Below are 15,332 nucleotides of genomic sequence, written 5' to 3' on the forward strand. Positions count from 1 at the left end.
TCATCGCAGACCTCGCCAACCTCACCCACACCCCTTGACATCAATAGGAGCATCTTTCGCAACCTTCAACGTTGCGAAAGTGGCTTTCGCAACGCCGGGTGGGCGGTCTACCTCAAGTGGCGCCGGATCACCAAAGGGAGCAAGGGACCTTTGCTACCACGTGGGCTACATGTGGTGACCGCACCGTTCCTGGACCACAGCAGATAGTGCCCCGAAGCGAAAAACTCAAGGTATGAACGGCCCGTTCATCCCCAGTGACCGAACGCGGCGCGGAAGCTGCGTGACCGGACCTTTCGCGCCCACTGTGTGGATTTCGGGTCATCCAACGACCCGAAATCCACACAGTCGCGCATCAAAGGTCCGGTGACGCCTCAGGGGTCACAGCGCCAGCGCGACCGCGGTCAGCACCGCCCACCCCAGCATCGCGAATCCGGTGTCCCGCAACGCCGGGATCAGCGCCCGCCCCTGCGCGCCGCCGCCGACGGCCTTGACCGACTTCAGCAGCAACGGCGCGGTCAGCAGACCGAGCAGCGCCCACGGCGTCACGAAGGCGAGCAGCATGCTCACGACGTACGGGACGGCGACCAGCACCAGGTAAAGCCGCCGCGTGCCGCCATCACCGAGCCGGGTGGCGAGGGTGCGCTTGCCGGACTCGATGTCGGTCGGGATGTCGCGGAGGTTGTTGGCGGTCAGCACGCCGGTCGAGAACGAGCCGACGGCCACCGCGCAGCCGAGCGCGGTCCAGCTCAACTGTCCGGCTTGGACGTACACGGTGCCCAGCACGCCGGCCAGCCCGAAGAAGACGAAGACCGCGATCTCGCCGAAACCGTAGTAGCCGTAAGGCTTCTTGCCGCCGGTGTAGAACCAGGCGCCCAGGATGCAGACCGCGCCCATCGCCAGCAGCCACCACAGTCCGCTGATCGCGACGAGCACGAGCCCCAGGACTCCGGCGAGCCCGAGTGCGACGAGAGCGGCCGCGAGGACGGCCTTCGGCTTCGCGACCCCGGAGCCGACCAGCCGCAGCGGACCGACGCGGTTCTCGTCGGTGCCGCGGATCCCGTCGGAGTAGTCGTTGGCGTAGTTGACACCGACGATCAGGGAAAGGGAAACGAGCAACGCGAGAATCGAGCGGGGCCAGGAGAAGCCGTCGAGCGCGATCGCCGCGCCGACTCCGGCGACCACCGGCGCCACCGCGTTGGGCAGCGTCCGCGGGCGCGCCCCTTCGATCCATTCACCAGCAGTCGCCATGCCGCCATTCTGGCCCTGGCCACTACTGGCCGGTATGCGGGGCTCGTCACCTGCCCGGCCATCGCGAGCAGGTGACGAACCGCCCTACTTCAGGTCGTTGATCGTGTCTTCCAGGGTCCAGGTGAGGGTGCCGCTGTTCGGAACGGCGGTCTCCGGTTCGTCCGCCAGCGCGGGCCCGGCCAAAGCGACCAGTCCCATCGTGACGGCGGTGCAGGCCAATACTGTGCGTGTCCAGCGCGTCATATGTAGACGTAAACCCGCGGGTAATGATCGTGTCAACAACGTCCCGGTAATCGGTGGGGAATTCACGACCTTCGTAGGAGATTCCTGACGGCCGCCCTGTCGACCTTCCCAGGGCCCCGCAGAGGGAGTTCTTCGGCGAATTCGACCCGCTTCGGAGCGGCCGCCGCACCGGCTTCTTCACGGCAGGCGGCACGCAGCGATTCGACGTCGCAACCAGCGCCGACGACGAGCGCGACGACGGCCTCGCCCCACTCGGGGTCGGGTACTCCGACCACGCACGCGTCCCGGATTCCGGGCTGTGCGGTCAAGATCCGCTCGACGGCCGCGGCGGCCACCTTCACCCCGCCGGTGTTGATCATGTCGTCGATCCGCCCGAGGATCTCCAACCGCCCGCCGGTCGTCCACCGGCCGCGGTCGGAGGTACGGAACAGGCCGCCCTCGAAGGCCTCCGCGGTCAGGTCGGGTCGCAGCCGGTAGCCGTGCGCGAGGACGTCACCCGTGATACAGACCCGCTCGTCCTCGAGTTCGACGTGTACTCCGTCCAGCGGTACGCCGTCGTAGACGCAGCCGCTCGCGGTCTCGCTCATGCCGTACGCGGGCACGATCTTCACGCCCGCTTCGGCCGCGCGCTCGCGGAGCTCGGCGGTGGTCGCCGCGGCGCCGACGATGATCGCGTCGAAAGCACGGGCGGCCGCGAGACCCGGGCCGTCTGCGTCGAGCAACCGCCCGAGCTGAGTCGGCACGAGCGCGGTGTAGCGCGGGCCGTCCAGTGACAGCAGCGGCGCGGCGGCTTCGGCGAAGTCGTCCGGCCGGAAACCGGCGGCGTGCAGGACGGCCGGGGTCGTCCCGGCGAGTAGCGAGCGGACCAGCACCTGCAGGCCGCCGACGTACTGCGCCGGGGTCGCGAGCAACCAGTGTCCCGGCCCGCCGAGCCTCTTGTGGGTGGCGTGAGCCGACGAGGTCAGCGCCGACGCCGACAATAGGACGCCCTTGGGTTCGCCGGTCGACCCGGAGGTGGCGATGATCACCGCCGTCCCCGGCTCGGCCGGGCGGGCCGGTTCCATCGCGTCCCGCAGGGCCTCGGACGAGTAGGGGAGGACGGGCGAGCCGCCGTCGAGCGCCCCGGCGAGTGCCGCGGTCAGCTCGACGATCGACTCCGGACTCCCGTCCACCCCAACCGCACGCATCCCACGACCCTAACGCCGACGGGACGCCCGGCTCAGCACTGCTTCGTGGCGCCGCCGTCGCTGAGGTAGTAGTCCGAGAACCAGCCCTGTTTCTGCGTGCCCGCGATCCGGCCCCAGGTCCAGGTCCGCTTGCCTTCGATGGATTCGCCCGTCGTCCAGCAGTGGTAATAGATCAGCGTGCCCTTGTCGACCCAGGCGTACGCGGAGCAGCTGGTGTGCGGGCCGGTGCGGTAACGCATCCGCGTCTTCGTCCGGCCCTCGCCGCTGTCCTTGTTCGTGTGACCGTGGTTGCAGCTCAGGGTCTGGATCGGGTCGGCCTGGGCGGGCGCCGCCCCGCCGACGCCGACCAGCCCCGCCGCGACGATGGCCGGCAGCATCAGCGCCGCTCTCCGCAGAGACTTCTTCATGGTCGTTCCCCCTCGAATGAGTCGGGTTTCTCTTTCGAGGAGGAACGTAAGCGCCGCCGAATGCCCTGCTCCAGGCCTTTTCGCGTGGTCGAAAAGGGGTCAGTAGTAGTACGGGAACGCCGACCAGTCGGGGGAGCGCTTCTCCAGGAAGGAGTCGCGGCCTTCGACGGCCTCGTCCTGCATGTACGCGAGCCGCGTCGTTTCGCCGGCGAAGAGCTGCTGGCCGACCAGGCCGTCGTCGGTGAGGTTGAACGCGTACTTGAGCATCCGCTGCGCCGTCGGCGACTTGCCGTTGATCGCCCACGCCCAGTCCAGCGCCTCGGCCTCGAGTTCCGCGTGCGGGACGGCGGAGTTGACCGCGCCCATCGCCTGCATCTGCTCGGCCGTGTACTCGCGTCCGAGGAAGAAGATCTCCCGCGCGAACTTCTGCCCGACCTGCTTGGCCAGGTACGCCGAGCCGTAGCCGCCGTCGAAGGAGCCGACGTCGGCGTCGGTCTGCTTGAACCGCGCGTGCTCGGCCGAGGCCAGCGTGAGGTCGCACACCACGTGCAGCGAATGCCCGCCGCCCGCCGCCCAGCCCGGGACCACGGCGATGACCACCTTCGGCATGAACCTGATCAGCCGTTGGACCTCGAGAATGTGCAGCCGGCCGGCCCTGGCCGGATCGATCGTGTCGGAGGTCTCCCCGTCCGCGTACTGATACCCGGAGCGTCCGCGAATACGCTGGTCACCGCCGGAGCAGAACGCCCAGCCGCCGTCCTTCGGCGACGGGCCGTTGCCGGTGAGCAGGACGCAGCCGACGTCCGAGCTCATCCGCGCGTGGTCGAGCGCGCGGTACAGCTCGTCGACGGTGTGCGGGCGGAAGGCGTTGCGGACCTCGGGACGGTCGAACGCGACACGTACGACACGTTTGCCTGAGCGGCTCTCAGAGGAGCGGTGATAGGTGATGTCGGTGAAGTCGAAACCTTCGACCTCGGTCCACAAGGCGGGGTCGAACAGCTCGGAAACCTGGGCGTCATCCACGTTTGGGAGAATAGGACGTGTGGCCGTGAGTCGTAGTGTGAAACCCGAGGTCTGCCGGTGAATCCTTCCACCGCGCAGGCCAGGGTCATCGTCGACGAACTCGTCCGCAACACCGTGTCCCACGTCGTCCTGTGCCCGGGCTCACGCAACGCCCCGCTGTCGATCGCGCTGTACGACGCGGCGGCCGCCGGACGCCTCCAGTTGCACGTCCGCATCGACGAACGCGGCGCCGCCTTCCTCGCCCTCGGCATCGCCGCGCGCACCGGCCGCCCGGTCGCCGTGCTGTGCACGTCGGGCACCGCGGCCGCGAACTTCCACCCCGCCGTGCTGGAGGCCGATCGCGCGGGAGTCCCGTTGATCGTGCTGACCGCCGACCGGCCGCCCGAGATGCGGGCCGCCGGCGCGAGCCAGGTCATCGACCAGCACCAGCTCTACGGCAACGCCATCCGCTACTTCGACGAGCTCGCCGTCGCCGAACGCCGTGCCGGGCAGAACTCGTACTGGCGCGGCCAGATCTGCCGCGCCTGGAACGCCGCGTACGGCGAATGGCGCTGCGGTCCCGTGCACCTCAACATCCCGTTCCGCGAGCCGCTCGTGCCGGACATCGACGACGACGGCGAGTGGTACGAGTCACTCGAAGGTCGTCCCGACGGCGCTCGCTGGACCGAGCTTCCCGACTTCGGCGCGCTTCCCTCGTTCGTGGTGCCCTCGGCCCGGTCCGGTCTGGTCATCGCGTGCGACACCGGCGTGCAGGCCGCCAGCGAATGGGCCGAACTGCACGGCTGGCCGGTCGTCTCCGAGACCGGCGGCATCGGGATGGCGGGCGCGACGGCGATCTCGTCCGGCGCTTGGCTGCTCGGTGTCGAGGAGTTCATCTCGCGGCACAAACCCGAACAGGTCCTGTGCATCGGGCGCCCGACGGTGTTCCGGCAGGTCCAGCGGGTGCTGTCCGATCCCGACGTCGAGGTGCTGCTGGTCCGGCCGGATTCGGACTGGCCCGCGCCCGCGCACAACGTCCGCCAGGTCGGCCAGTGGTTCGACGAGCCGTCCAAACCGGCCGACCCGGAATGGCTCGCGAGCTGGCAGCGCGCGGACCGGGCGGCGTCGGCCGCGGTGGCCGAGGCGCTGGCCGCGGAGCCGTGGCCGAGCGGGCTGCGCCTGGCCACCGAACTCGTCGACGCGGTCCCGGAAGGATCGCTGCTGGTCGTCGGCTCGTCCAACCCGACGCGTGACGTCGCGCTCGCCGGACGGCTGCGGCCCGACGTCCTCGTGCACCGCAACCGCGGCGTCGCCGGGATCGACGGCATGGTCTCGACCGCGATCGGCGCCGCGACCGTCCACAGGGGACATTCGTACGCCCTGCTCGGCGATCTGACGTTCCTGCACGACGCGAGCGGCCTGCTGACCGGGCCCGCCGAGCAGCGTCCCGACCTGACGATCGTGGTGCTCAACGACGACGGCGGCGGCATCTTCTCCCTGCTGGAGCAGGGTGCGCCGGAGCACGACGCCAGCTTCGAGCGCGTCTTCGGGACGCCGCACGGAGCCGATCTGGGCGCGCTGTGCGCCGGTTACCGCGTGCCGCATGTCGTCGCCGAGACGCTGGCCGAGTTCCGCGAGGCGCTCAAGCCCGCGCCGGGGCTGCGGGTGGTGGAGGTCCGGGTGGACCGAACGCGCCACCGCGAGCTGCACGCGCGCCTCCGTACGGCGGTTTCCTCCGCGGTGCGGGCTGTCTAGCCGATTTTGATCTCAGTCCAGGGGTTAGGAACCCCTCCTTTGGACGTGTCTGGAGCATGATCGGCTGGCTACGTTCGAGCGCGCTGACAAATCCTGGGAGGATTCGCAATGCGCTTGAAGACTCGCGCCGGCTTCGCCGGATTGACCGCGGGCGTCGTCTCGGTGCTGCTCGCCGGCAGCGCGGCCGCCGCACCCGCGCCCGGCTCGATCGGCATCGGCGACCCGTACTACCCGCACGCCGGCAACGGCGGCTACGACGTCGGTCACTACGACCTGCGGCTGACCTATCAGCCCGCGACCGACCTGCTGTCCGGGGCCACGACGATCCTGCTCACCGCGACGCAGGACCTCTCGGCGTTCAACCTGGACTTCGGTCTGAAGGTGTCGAGCGTCCGCGTGAACAACCGGCCCGCGAAGTTCGCGACGTCGACCGACGGCACCGGTGAGCTGACCGTCACCCCGTCGGCGCCGCTGAAGAAGGGCCAGACGGCGACCGTCGTCGTGGCCTACGCCGACACGCCTTCGAAGGTGAAGATCGACGGCTTCACCGCCTGGAAGAAGACCCCGGACGGCGCGCTCGCCGTCGACGAGCCGCAGAGCGCGGCCTGGTGGTTCCCGTCCAACGACCACCCGACCGACCTGGCCACCTACGACATCTCGGTCGAGGTCCCGAACGACGTCGCGGCGCTGTCGAACGGCACGCTCGTGCGCAAGACGGTGCAGCGGCCCGGGTGGACGCGCTGGAACTGGCGCAGCACCAAACCGCAGGCGACTTACCTCACGTCGCTGGAGGTCGGCAAGTTCGAGGTGAACCAGCAGACCACTCCGGACGGTCAGCCGTTCATCACCGCGTACGGCGCCGACCTCGGCGAATCGCTCGGCGCGGCCAAGGCCAGCGTCGAGCGGACGCCGGAGATCACCGAGTTCCTCGCCTCGAAGTTCGGGCCCTACCCGTTCGAGGCGCAGGGCGGTGTCGTCACCACCGGCATCACCTTCGCCCTGGAGAACCAGACGCGGCCGGTCTACGGCGCCCGGGCGTTCCGGTCCGGCTCCAACACCTCGGTCGTCGCGCACGAGCAGGCGCACCAGTGGTTCGGTGACAGCGTCACGCTCGGCAAGTGGAGCGACATCTGGCTGAACGAGGGCTTCGCGTCCTACGGCGAGTTCCTGTGGTCGGAGGAGACCGGCGAGGGCACGGCGGACGAACTCGCGCAGTACATCTACGACTCGGTGCCGGCCGAGGACCCGTTCTGGCAGGTCCTGCCCGCCGACCCGGGTGCGGAGAACCAGTTCGACGCGGCCGTCTACGACCGCGGCGCGCTCGCCGTGCACGCGTTGCGCAAGGCCGTGGGCGACGACACGTTCTTCCGGATCCTGCAGACCTGGCAGCAGGTGAAGAAGGCCAAGCCGGCGGTGATCCCGGAGTTCATCGCGCTCGCGGAGAAGATCTCGGGCAAGCCGCTGTACGACCTGTTCCAGACGTGGCTGTACACCAAGGGCAAGCCCGCGGTGGGCCCGAACGGAGCGCAGGCCTTCCGGGCCGCTGTGGCCCCGGTCGCACCGAAGTCCTACCCGCAGATCAAGGCGACGCACGAATTCCTCGCCGAGCGACACGCCCACTGACGGGTAGCGATACGCTCGCGGCGTGACGGCCAAAACGGAGCGGGTGAGGCGCATCGGGTGGTATGCCGCCCTCGTTGTCGCCTCACTCGTCACCGTGCTCGGTGTCTCGCTGCTGTTCGCCGCCATCCGCAACGACAACGCGATCGAGGCGGAACTCGGGCAGGCCACGGCCCAGGTCGAGTCGGTGACGTTCGACCGCACGATCATCAACTACGCCACCCCCGACGGCATCATGCACAGCCCGGCCAACGGCGTGCTCTACCCGTCGGGGCTGGCCGCCGGTCAGCTGGTGAACATCGAGTACGACGTCGGCGACCCGGAACTCGCGCGGGTGGCCGGCCGTTCGGCGGCGAACACGCTGCTGCCGCTGGGCAGCATGATCTTCTTCACCTGGCTGATCGCCGGTCCGCTGCTGTGGTGGATCCGGCGGCAGCGGCTGGCCTACCGGCGCTCGCTCGCCGAGTCCGCCGCCTGATCACGCGAGTCCCGCCCCCAATCACGCGAGTCCCGTCTTCAATCACGCGAGTTCCGTCTTCAATCACGTGAGTCCCGCGCCCAATCACGCGTGTCGTCCGTCTGATCACGTGTGTCGTCCGGTGCGGCACGCGGGCTCGGTGTGCGGAAACGGCGAACTCGCGTGATCAGACGGACGACACACGTGATCAGGGGCGGGACTCGCGTGATTAGCGGCGGGACTCGCGTGATCGGGGGCGGAACTCAGCCGACCGAGTCCCGCCACCAGCCCAGGACCTCGTCCGCCACCCCGGGGGCAGCCACCAGGAGGGCGTCGACGGGTAGGGCGGTGTCCTCGCCGTGCCGGTCCAGCACCACGGCCCCGGCCTCGATGGCCAGCGCGACCGAGCCGGCGACGTCCCATTCGCGGTAGCTGTGCAGCACCGCCGCGGCCGCATGCCCCAGGGCGACCTGCGCGATCGCCAGCGCCGCCGAGCCGAGCACCCGGACCCCGGCGTGCGCGGCGGCGGCCCGTTCGATGAACTGGCCCATCCCCGGCCAGACACCCTTGCGCGTGAGCTCCGTGCAGACGATCGCCCCGGCGGTCCCGCACCGATCGGTCAGCTTGATCGGTTTGCCGTTCGCCCGGGCGCCGCGGCCGCGCGCGGCGGCGTAGATCTGGGCCCGGTATGGATCCGCGACCACGCCCACCACCGGCCCCGAAGCGTCGATCAGCGCGAGGCTGTACGCGCACCACGGCACCCCGGCGACGTAGTTCGCGGTGCCGTCGACCGGGTCGACCACCCAGCGGTATTCGGCGACGTCGGCACCGTGGTCGGCGCCGAATTCGCCGCCGACGACGGGGACGCCGGGGAACTCCGCGGTCAGCACGCGGCGGGTGTGGCGTTCGAGGATCCGGTCCGTGTCGGTCACCCAGTCGAAGGGCGAGTCCTTCGGATCGGGCTGGGCGCCCCGGCCGGCGGTCGCGGTGATCACGTCGGTCGCGTCGTTGGCCAGCCGCCCGGCCACTTCGAGGGCCCTCGACACCAGCCCGGGCTCGACGGGCTGAGGCGGCCTAGACGACAGGAGGGTCATGCCTGCCTAGTGTGGCCGAGCCTGGTTTACGGAACACGACCTTGAGATGACATGTCGTCTGTTCCGTTTTTGTTGGCGTGGCCGTCACAACCGGATGCGACAGTGATCCGCGTGCGAGTCGCGATAGTCACCGAAAGTTTCCTGCCCCAGGTGAACGGCGTGACCAACTCCGTGCTCCGCGTCGTGGAACACCTCCGCGACCGCGCGCACGACGTGCTGATCATCGCCCCGGGGCCGGGTCCCGTCGAGTACCTCGGCGCCCCGGTCGTGCGCATTCCCGCCCTCGACTTCCCCGGCGTGAACTCCCTTCCGGTCGGCGTGCCGACCAGGACGGTGCTCACCGCACTGGCCGATTTCGGGCCCGACGTGGTGCATCTGGCGTCGCCGTTCGTCGTCGGCGCGCGAGGGCTCGCCGCGGCCAGGCGGCTGCGCGTGCCGTGTGTCGCGGTGTACCAGACCGACATCGCCGGATTCGCCGCCGCGTATGGCTTCGGCATCGCCGCGCGCGCCGCCTGGCGCTGGGTGCGCCGCCTGCACTCGCGGGCCGACCGCACGCTCGCGCCGTCGACGGATTCGGTGGAACAGCTGAAACTGCACGGGATCCCGCGGGTGCACCGCTGGGCGCGCGGCGTCGACATCGAGCGGTTCTCGCCGGTCCACGCCGATCCGGCCTTGCGCGCCGAACTGGCGCCGAACGGCGAACTGCTGGTCGGTTTCGTCGGCAGGCTCGCACCCGAGAAGGAGGTCGAGCGGCTGACCGCGCTCGCCGGGGTCGACGGGATCCGCGTGGTCGTCGTCGGTGACGGGCCGGAGCTGCCGATGCTGCGCGAACGGATTCCGGGCGCGGCGTTCCTCGGCGCTCGGTACGGCGAGGAGCTTTCCGCCGCGTACGCGAGCCTCGACGTCTTCGTCCACACAGGACCACACGAGACGTTCTGTCAGGCCATCCAGGAGGCGATGGCGTCCGGTCTCCCCGTGCTCGCGCCGGACGCGGGCGGGCCGAAGGATCTGGTCCTGCCCGGCCGCACCGGCTATCTGCTGCCCGCCGACCGCGCCGGATTCGCGACGGCGCTGGTGGACAAGGTGAACGATCTGCGTGACGAAGCGCTCCGGGCCAGGCTGGGGGAGAAGGCGCGCAAGGTCGTGCTCGGCCGGACCTGGCCGGCGGTCTGCCACGAACTGGTCGGCCACTACGAGGCCGTCCAAGGCAAAGTCGCTCGCGCAGCGTGATGCACATCGTCCAGCTGGCCAACTTCTACGGACCACGCTCGGGCGGGCTGCGGACGGCACTGCACCACCTCGGCGCCGGTTACGTGGCCAGCGGCCATCAGGTCACCCTCGTGGTGCCCGGGCAGCGCTACGCGGACGAGACACTGCCCTCGGGCGTACGCCGGTTTTCCCTTCCCGCGCCACAGATCCCCGGCACCGGCGGCTACCGCGCGGTCGATCCGCATCGCGTGCGCGCGGTGCTGAAACGCCTGGAGCCGGACAGGCTGGAAGTGTCCGACAGGCTCACCCTCCGAGGCATGGGTGTCTGGGCGCGGCGCAACGGCGTGCCCAGCATGGTGATCTCGCACGAACGCCTCGACCGGCTGCTGGAGCAGTTCCTGATGCCCGAACCCGTCGCGCGGTGCGTCGCGGACGTCGCGAACCGGCGGATGGCGCGGCACTACGACACGGTGGTCTGCACGACGGCGTTCGCCCGCGCGGAGTTCGACCGGATCGCCGCGCCGAACGTGCGGCGCGTCCCGCTCGGCGTAGACCTCACGACCTTCGCCCCGGCCCGGCGCGACGACGGCTGGCGGCACACGCTGACCGGGAACGCCGACGCGCTGATCGTCCACTGTGGACGTCTGTCACCGGAGAAGCACGTCGAGCGCAGTGTGGACACCGTCGCCGAGCTCACCGAGGCGGGGCACCGCGTACGGCTCGTCATCGCGGGCGACGGGCCCCGCCGCCGGGCGCTGGAACGGCGGGCACGCGGGCTTCCGGTGACCTTCCTCGGCTTCCTTTCCGGACGCGGCGACGTCGCGCGGCTGCTGGCCAGCGCCGACGTCTCCCTCGCGCCCGGTCCACACGAGACGTTCGGGCTGGCCGCGCTGGAGGCGCTCGCTTCGGGCACACCGGTGGTGGTCTCGGCGTCGTCGGCGCTGCGGGAGATCGTGCGGCCCGGCTGCGGCGAGGCCGTCGACGATCGCGCCCCCGCGTTCGCGGGTGCGGTCACCGGTCTGCTGGAGAGTCCGGAGGACGCGCGGCGTGCGGCGGCGCGGGCTCGCGCGGAGGAATTCGCCTGGCCACGGGCGGTGCGGGGAATGCTCTCCGCGCACACTTGATCACCGCAAGATCATTTGTATCTTCTTTGTACAACCGGCATTCATCGTCCCCTCACGCCATCGAGCGAGAGGACGGCACGTGAGGTTCGAAGTACTGGGAACGTTCAGCATCTCTTCCGGTTCGGGGTCGGTCCCGCTGCACGGCCGGATGCGGAGAACGCTCCTCGGCGTGCTGCTGGTCCGGGCGAACACCTTCGTCCCGGTGAACGTGCTCACCGAGGCGCTGTGGGACAGCAAGTGGGAGCCGCGGGCGGTGCCGAAGCTGCACTGGCACGTCCACAAGCTGCGGCAGGCCCTGCCCGAGGGCGACCGGCTCGCCTTCGACAACGGCGGCTACCGGCTGGAGGTCCACCCCGGCGAACTCGACGTCGAGACCTTCGAGACTCTGGCAGGCCAGGCGCTGAAGACCGCGGACTCCGCGCAGCGCGCCTCGCTGATCCGGCAGGCCCTCACGCACTGGCACGGAGCGCCGTACGAGGGCTTGGACGTCCCCCTGCTCTCGGACGAGACGATGCGGCTTTCGGAGCACCGTTTGGTCCTGCTCGAAGAGCTCTACCAGGCGGAACTCGACCTCGGGCGGCACGCCAGCGCGGCCGTCGAACTGGCCGATCTGGTGCGGCGGCACCCCTTGCGGCAGCGTGCCCAGCACCTCCTGATGGACGCTCTGTGGCGAGCCGGGCGCACGTCCGACGCGCTGGCGGCGTACCGGCGCGCGCGCCGGATCTCGGTCGATCAGCTCGGCCTCGAACCGGGGCCGGAACTGCGGTTGCTGGAGCGGAGGATCCTCGCCGGCGAGGTCGCGGGGGCCGGTGCGCACCGTGCCCCGGCGTTGCTTCACCGGGCCAGGTGAACCTACGGGCTGTCGCTTTGCTCCCGCTTGGGTGACCTGTCTCAGGGGCTCGGGGTTAGTGTTCGGGTATGTCCCGAGCGAGTCTTGACAAGGATCCGCACGAAGTCGCCGCCATGTTCGACGACGTCGCGGACGGCTACGACCGCGCGAATTCGTTCATGACCTTCGGCTTCGACCGCCGCTGGCGCACCATCACCGGCCGGGTGCTGGACGCCAAACGCGGGGAGAAGGTGCTGGACCTCGCGGCGGGCACCGGCGTGTCCACCGTCGAGTACGCGCGCAACGGCGCGTGGTGCCTCGCGGCGGACTTCTCGGTCGGCATGCTCAAGGCGGGCAAGCATCGCGGCGTCCCGATGGTGGCCGCCGACGCGATGAAGCTGCCGTTCGCCGACGGCAGCTTCGACGCGGTGACCATCTCGCTCGCGCTGCGGAACTTCGTCGACACCAAGGCCGCGCTCACCGAGATCGCGCGGGTGGTCAAACCGGGCGGCCGCCTGGTGATCTGCGAGGTGTCGACGCCCACATTCCCGCCCATCCGGTTCCTGCACCGGAAGTTCATCGCGAAGCTGCTCACCTGGGTCGGCGCCCGGACCTCCTCGAACCCCGAGGCCTACTCCTACCTGGCCGAATCCATGCTGGCGTGGCCGGATCAGCGGACGCTGGGCGAGATCATCGCGAGCGCCGGGTGGACCGAGGTGGAATGGCTGAACCTCACGTTCGGCGTCGTCGCCATCCACCGCGCCAAAAAGCCCTCTGTAGATTCTTAGACATGACCCGTCGCAACGCAGACCACGACGCCGAAGTCATCGTCGTCGGTGCCGGACCGGCCGGCTCCACCGCCGCCACGTACCTCGCCCGCGCGGGCGTCGACGTGCTGCTGTTGGAGAAGACCGAGTTCCCGCGCGAGAAGGTGTGCGGCGACGGCCTGACCCCGCGCGGCGTCAAGCAGCTCATCGACCTGGGGATCGACACCAGCGAGGACGCGGGCTGGGTGCACAGCCGCGGCCTGCGGATCCTCACCGGCGAGCTCACGCTGGAACTGGACTGGCCGGACCTGACGAGCTACCCGCCGTACGGCGTTTCGCGGACCCGCCAGGACTTCGACGACCTGCTCGCGAAGACCGCGGTGAAGGCGGGCGCGCGGCTCTACGAGCGCACCACCGTCACCGGCGCCATCACGAGCCCGGCCGGTCGCGTGATCGGCGTCGAGGCGAAGGTCGGCCCGGAAAAGACGCCGGTGAGCTACCGCGCTCCGCTGGTGCTGGCCTGCGACGGCGTCTCCGCGCGGCTCGCGCTGAGCGTCGGCATCCAGAAGAACGAGAAGCGCCCGATGGGCGTCGCGGTGCGGCAGTACTACAAGAGCCCGCGTCACGACGACCCGTTCATCGAGGGCCACCTGGAGCTGTGGGACCGCTCGGACCCGCGCGACCCGAAGCTGCTGCCCGGCTACGGCTGGGCGTTCCCGCTCGGCGACGGCACGGTGAACGTCGGCCTCGGCATGCTGTCGACGTCGGCCGCGTTCCGCAGCACCGACTACCGCGCGCTGCTGCGTCAGTGGCTCGACGGGACGCCCGAGGAATGGGGCTACCGCGAGGAGAACGCCATCGGCAAGGTCGGCGGCGCCGGTCTCCCGATGGGCTTCAACCGCACCCCGCACTACCGCGACGGCCTGCTGCTGCTCGGCGACGCGGGCGGCATGGTCAGCCCGTTCAACGGCGAGGGCATCTCGGCCGCGATGGAGTCCGCGCAGCTGGCGTCGGAGTTCGTCGTGCAGGCGCTGGCGCGGCGCGAAGGACCTTCGCGTGAGCGGGCGCTGGAGGGCTACCCGCGCGCCGTCGCGGAGCTGATGGGCGGCTACTACCGGCTCGGCAACGTGTTCGCGAAGCTGATCGGTAAGCCGAAGGTCATGCACGCGGCGACGAAGTACGGACTGCGGATCAACTCGATCCTTCCGTTGGTCTACAAGGGACTTTCGGGTTGCTACGACGCCAAGGGCGGGGATGGCGTCGACCGCCTGATCGCCGCCCTGGCGCGCGCCACCCCCTCCCCGCGCTGACGCCCCGCATTTCGTCCTCTGACTGCGGTAGTTCGCCCTTCGAACCACCGCACTCAGAGGACGAAATGCTGTGTGCCACGGCCCGCGACCACACGTCTGGACCAGTCACGGGCAACCCGGCCCTGCTCAGAGGGTTGTGAAAGCCACTTTCACAACCTTCAGCGTTGCGAAAGTGGCTTTCACAACGTCCCGTCCGACGTCCCACCGAGCGCTTCGGAAGCGGCCGCAGGCAGTCGACTAATTGCCCTGGTTCCACACGTCTGGACCAGTCACGGGTACTCCGCGCAGTGGTATCGGTCACAGGACAAATGTGGTCAAACAGCCCCCTGAAGCCGATCTTGAGAACGACGTCGCAGGTCACCGGTACCGCACGTGCGAAGAAACCGTACTGGCCGTGCGGCCAAGTTAGGGCAGCCTTATAGCACGGGGCCTAGGGACAAGAATGTGAGTCACGTCCTACACTCGCCCCATGCTTTGTGAATCGCTTCACATCCTCGACGGGAGGCTTGTGAACTATTTCACAAGCAAGGGGGCCGTCATGCACGGCCCGTAAGGGTTGCCTAACCCTCGGCGGTGTGACCCAGGTGACTTAGGGTGCCGACCGAGGGAAGCGGTGAACCCCGACTCGAAAACCGCAGCGGCGCGGAAAGGATGGCGAAAACCCCGTGCTGATGTTGCCCGTGCTGTCCCAGGCGAGCACCCCTTCGGTGCCGAACCTGGACATGTACCTCCCCCTGGTCCTCTTGTTCGTCCTCGCTCTCGGATTCGCGGTGCTTTCGGTGCTGCTCGGCCCGCTCGTCGGCCCGAGCCGGGCCAACAAGGCGAAGCTCGCGGCCTACGAATGCGGTATCGAACCGTCGCCGCAGCCGGTCGTCGGCGGCGGCCGGATGCCGGTCGCGTACTACATCACCGCGATGCTGTTCATCCTGTTCGACATCGAGATGGTCTTCCTCTACCCGTTCGCGGTCTCCGCGGACGCGCTGGGCATGTTCGGCCTGGTGGAGATCGTGCTGTTCATCGCGACGGTCGGTTTCGCGTACGCCTACGTGTGGCGTCGCGGCGGCCTGGATTGGAACTAGA

The 15,332-nt window shown here is 69.6% G+C and carries 15 protein-coding genes; 9 read left to right on the plus strand and 6 right to left on the minus strand.

Annotated features, from left to right (window positions below; genetic code table 11):
* Positions 1–378: 378 nt before the first annotated feature.
* From AMK34_RS26530 to AMK34_RS26545, 5 genes are all read right to left on the minus strand, one after another.
* Positions 379–1,248 (minus strand): 1,4-dihydroxy-2-naphthoate polyprenyltransferase, encoded by an 870-nt coding sequence (locus AMK34_RS26530; RefSeq protein ID WP_073847208.1) that lies wholly within the window; start codon positions 1,246–1,248, stop codon positions 379–381.
* An 84-nt stretch (positions 1,249–1,332) separates the two neighbouring features.
* Positions 1,333–1,491 carry a hypothetical protein gene (locus tag AMK34_RS43270; protein ID WP_167333169.1) on the minus strand — a complete coding sequence of 53 codons (159 nt, stop codon included), beginning with the start codon at positions 1,489–1,491 and terminating at the stop codon, positions 1,333–1,335.
* 62 nt (positions 1,492–1,553) lie between these two features.
* On the minus strand, positions 1,554–2,678 hold the full coding sequence (gene menE / locus AMK34_RS26535; protein WP_073847209.1) for an o-succinylbenzoate--CoA ligase: 1,125 nt from the start codon (positions 2,676–2,678) through the stop codon (positions 1,554–1,556).
* Between the two features lie 32 nt (positions 2,679–2,710).
* Positions 2,711–3,085: a hypothetical protein gene (locus tag AMK34_RS26540; protein ID WP_073847210.1), complete on the minus strand. Its 375-nt coding sequence runs from the start codon at positions 3,083–3,085 to the stop codon at positions 2,711–2,713.
* A gap of 99 nt (positions 3,086–3,184) precedes the next feature.
* Positions 3,185–4,108 carry a 1,4-dihydroxy-2-naphthoyl-CoA synthase gene (locus AMK34_RS26545; protein ID WP_038520089.1) on the minus strand — a complete coding sequence of 308 codons (924 nt, stop codon included), beginning with the start codon at positions 4,106–4,108 and terminating at the stop codon, positions 3,185–3,187.
* Positions 4,109–4,165: 57 nt separating this feature from the next.
* On the opposite strand from AMK34_RS26545, the gene menD reads away from it, so the two are divergent.
* From menD to AMK34_RS26560, 3 genes are all read left to right on the plus strand, one after another.
* Positions 4,166–5,842, plus strand: coding sequence for a 2-succinyl-5-enolpyruvyl-6-hydroxy-3-cyclohexene-1-carboxylic-acid synthase (menD, locus tag AMK34_RS26550; RefSeq protein ID WP_038520087.1), 1,677 nt, complete (start codon positions 4,166–4,168; stop codon positions 5,840–5,842).
* Positions 5,843–5,950: 108 nt separating this feature from the next.
* The gene (locus tag AMK34_RS26555) at positions 5,951–7,465 is read left to right on the plus strand and encodes a M1 family metallopeptidase (protein ID WP_073847211.1); all 1,515 of its coding nucleotides are present in this window, start codon (positions 5,951–5,953) and stop codon (positions 7,463–7,465) included.
* Positions 7,466–7,487: 22 nt separating this feature from the next.
* On the plus strand, positions 7,488–7,940 hold the full coding sequence (locus AMK34_RS26560) for a DUF3592 domain-containing protein (RefSeq protein WP_038520083.1): 453 nt from the start codon (positions 7,488–7,490) through the stop codon (positions 7,938–7,940).
* Between the two features lie 242 nt (positions 7,941–8,182).
* Here AMK34_RS26560 and AMK34_RS26565 read toward each other — a convergent pair whose 3' ends face one another.
* Positions 8,183–9,013 carry an inositol monophosphatase family protein gene (locus AMK34_RS26565; protein WP_073847212.1) on the minus strand — a complete coding sequence of 277 codons (831 nt, stop codon included), beginning with the start codon at positions 9,011–9,013 and terminating at the stop codon, positions 8,183–8,185.
* A 111-nt stretch (positions 9,014–9,124) separates the two neighbouring features.
* Between AMK34_RS26565 and AMK34_RS26570 the strand changes: the two genes are divergently transcribed.
* From AMK34_RS26570 to AMK34_RS26595, 6 genes are all read left to right on the plus strand, one after another.
* On the plus strand, positions 9,125–10,243 hold the full coding sequence (locus AMK34_RS26570) for a glycosyltransferase family 4 protein (RefSeq protein WP_198941757.1): 1,119 nt from the start codon (positions 9,125–9,127) through the stop codon (positions 10,241–10,243).
* Positions 10,243–11,346: a glycosyltransferase family 4 protein gene (locus AMK34_RS26575; RefSeq protein WP_073847214.1), complete on the plus strand. Its 1,104-nt coding sequence runs from the start codon at positions 10,243–10,245 to the stop codon at positions 11,344–11,346. Before AMK34_RS26570 ends, AMK34_RS26575 begins: the two co-directional genes overlap by 1 nt.
* Before the next feature lie 79 nt (positions 11,347–11,425).
* Positions 11,426–12,196, plus strand: coding sequence for an AfsR/SARP family transcriptional regulator (locus AMK34_RS26580; RefSeq protein ID WP_038520074.1), 771 nt, complete (start codon positions 11,426–11,428; stop codon positions 12,194–12,196).
* A 68-nt stretch (positions 12,197–12,264) separates the two neighbouring features.
* Positions 12,265–12,963: a class I SAM-dependent methyltransferase gene (locus AMK34_RS26585; protein ID WP_063272804.1), complete on the plus strand. Its 699-nt coding sequence runs from the start codon at positions 12,265–12,267 to the stop codon at positions 12,961–12,963.
* Positions 12,964–12,965: 2 nt separating this feature from the next.
* Positions 12,966–14,252 carry a geranylgeranyl reductase family protein gene (locus AMK34_RS26590; RefSeq protein ID WP_038520070.1) on the plus strand — a complete coding sequence of 429 codons (1,287 nt, stop codon included), beginning with the start codon at positions 12,966–12,968 and terminating at the stop codon, positions 14,250–14,252.
* A 671-nt stretch (positions 14,253–14,923) separates the two neighbouring features.
* Entirely contained in the window at positions 14,924–15,331 is a 408-nt protein-coding gene (locus AMK34_RS26595; protein ID WP_038524552.1) for an NADH-quinone oxidoreductase subunit A, read from the plus strand.
* Position 15,332: the final 1 nt, after the last annotated feature.

The sequence above is a fragment of the Amycolatopsis sp. CB00013 genome (assembly GCF_001905755.1).
Taxonomy (GTDB): domain Bacteria; phylum Actinomycetota; class Actinomycetes; order Mycobacteriales; family Pseudonocardiaceae; genus Amycolatopsis; species Amycolatopsis japonica.

Bases quoted from the DNA above. Each gene is read 5' to 3' on its own strand.
- AMK34_RS26530 (WP_073847208.1), bottom strand. From the start codon at position 1,248: ATGGCGACTGCTGGTGAATGGATCGAAGGGGCGCGCCCGCGGACGCTG.
- AMK34_RS43270 (WP_167333169.1), bottom strand. From the start codon at position 1,491: ATGACGCGCTGGACACGCACAGTATTGGCCTGCACCGCCGTCACGATG.
- menE (WP_073847209.1), bottom strand. From the start codon at position 2,678: ATGCGTGCGGTTGGGGTGGACGGGAGTCCGGAGTCGATCGTCGAGCTG.
- AMK34_RS26540 (WP_073847210.1), bottom strand. From the start codon at position 3,085: ATGAAGAAGTCTCTGCGGAGAGCGGCGCTGATGCTGCCGGCCATCGTC.
- AMK34_RS26555 (WP_073847211.1), top strand. From the start codon at position 5,951: ATGCGCTTGAAGACTCGCGCCGGCTTCGCCGGATTGACCGCGGGCGTC.
- AMK34_RS26565 (WP_073847212.1), bottom strand. From the start codon at position 9,013: ATGACCCTCCTGTCGTCTAGGCCGCCTCAGCCCGTCGAGCCCGGGCTG.
- AMK34_RS26575 (WP_073847214.1), top strand. From the start codon at position 10,243: ATGCACATCGTCCAGCTGGCCAACTTCTACGGACCACGCTCGGGCGGG.
- AMK34_RS26585 (WP_063272804.1), top strand. From the start codon at position 12,265: ATGTCCCGAGCGAGTCTTGACAAGGATCCGCACGAAGTCGCCGCCATG.
- AMK34_RS26590 (WP_038520070.1), top strand. From the start codon at position 12,966: ATGACCCGTCGCAACGCAGACCACGACGCCGAAGTCATCGTCGTCGGT.
- AMK34_RS26595 (WP_038524552.1), top strand. From the start codon at position 14,924: ATGTTGCCCGTGCTGTCCCAGGCGAGCACCCCTTCGGTGCCGAACCTG.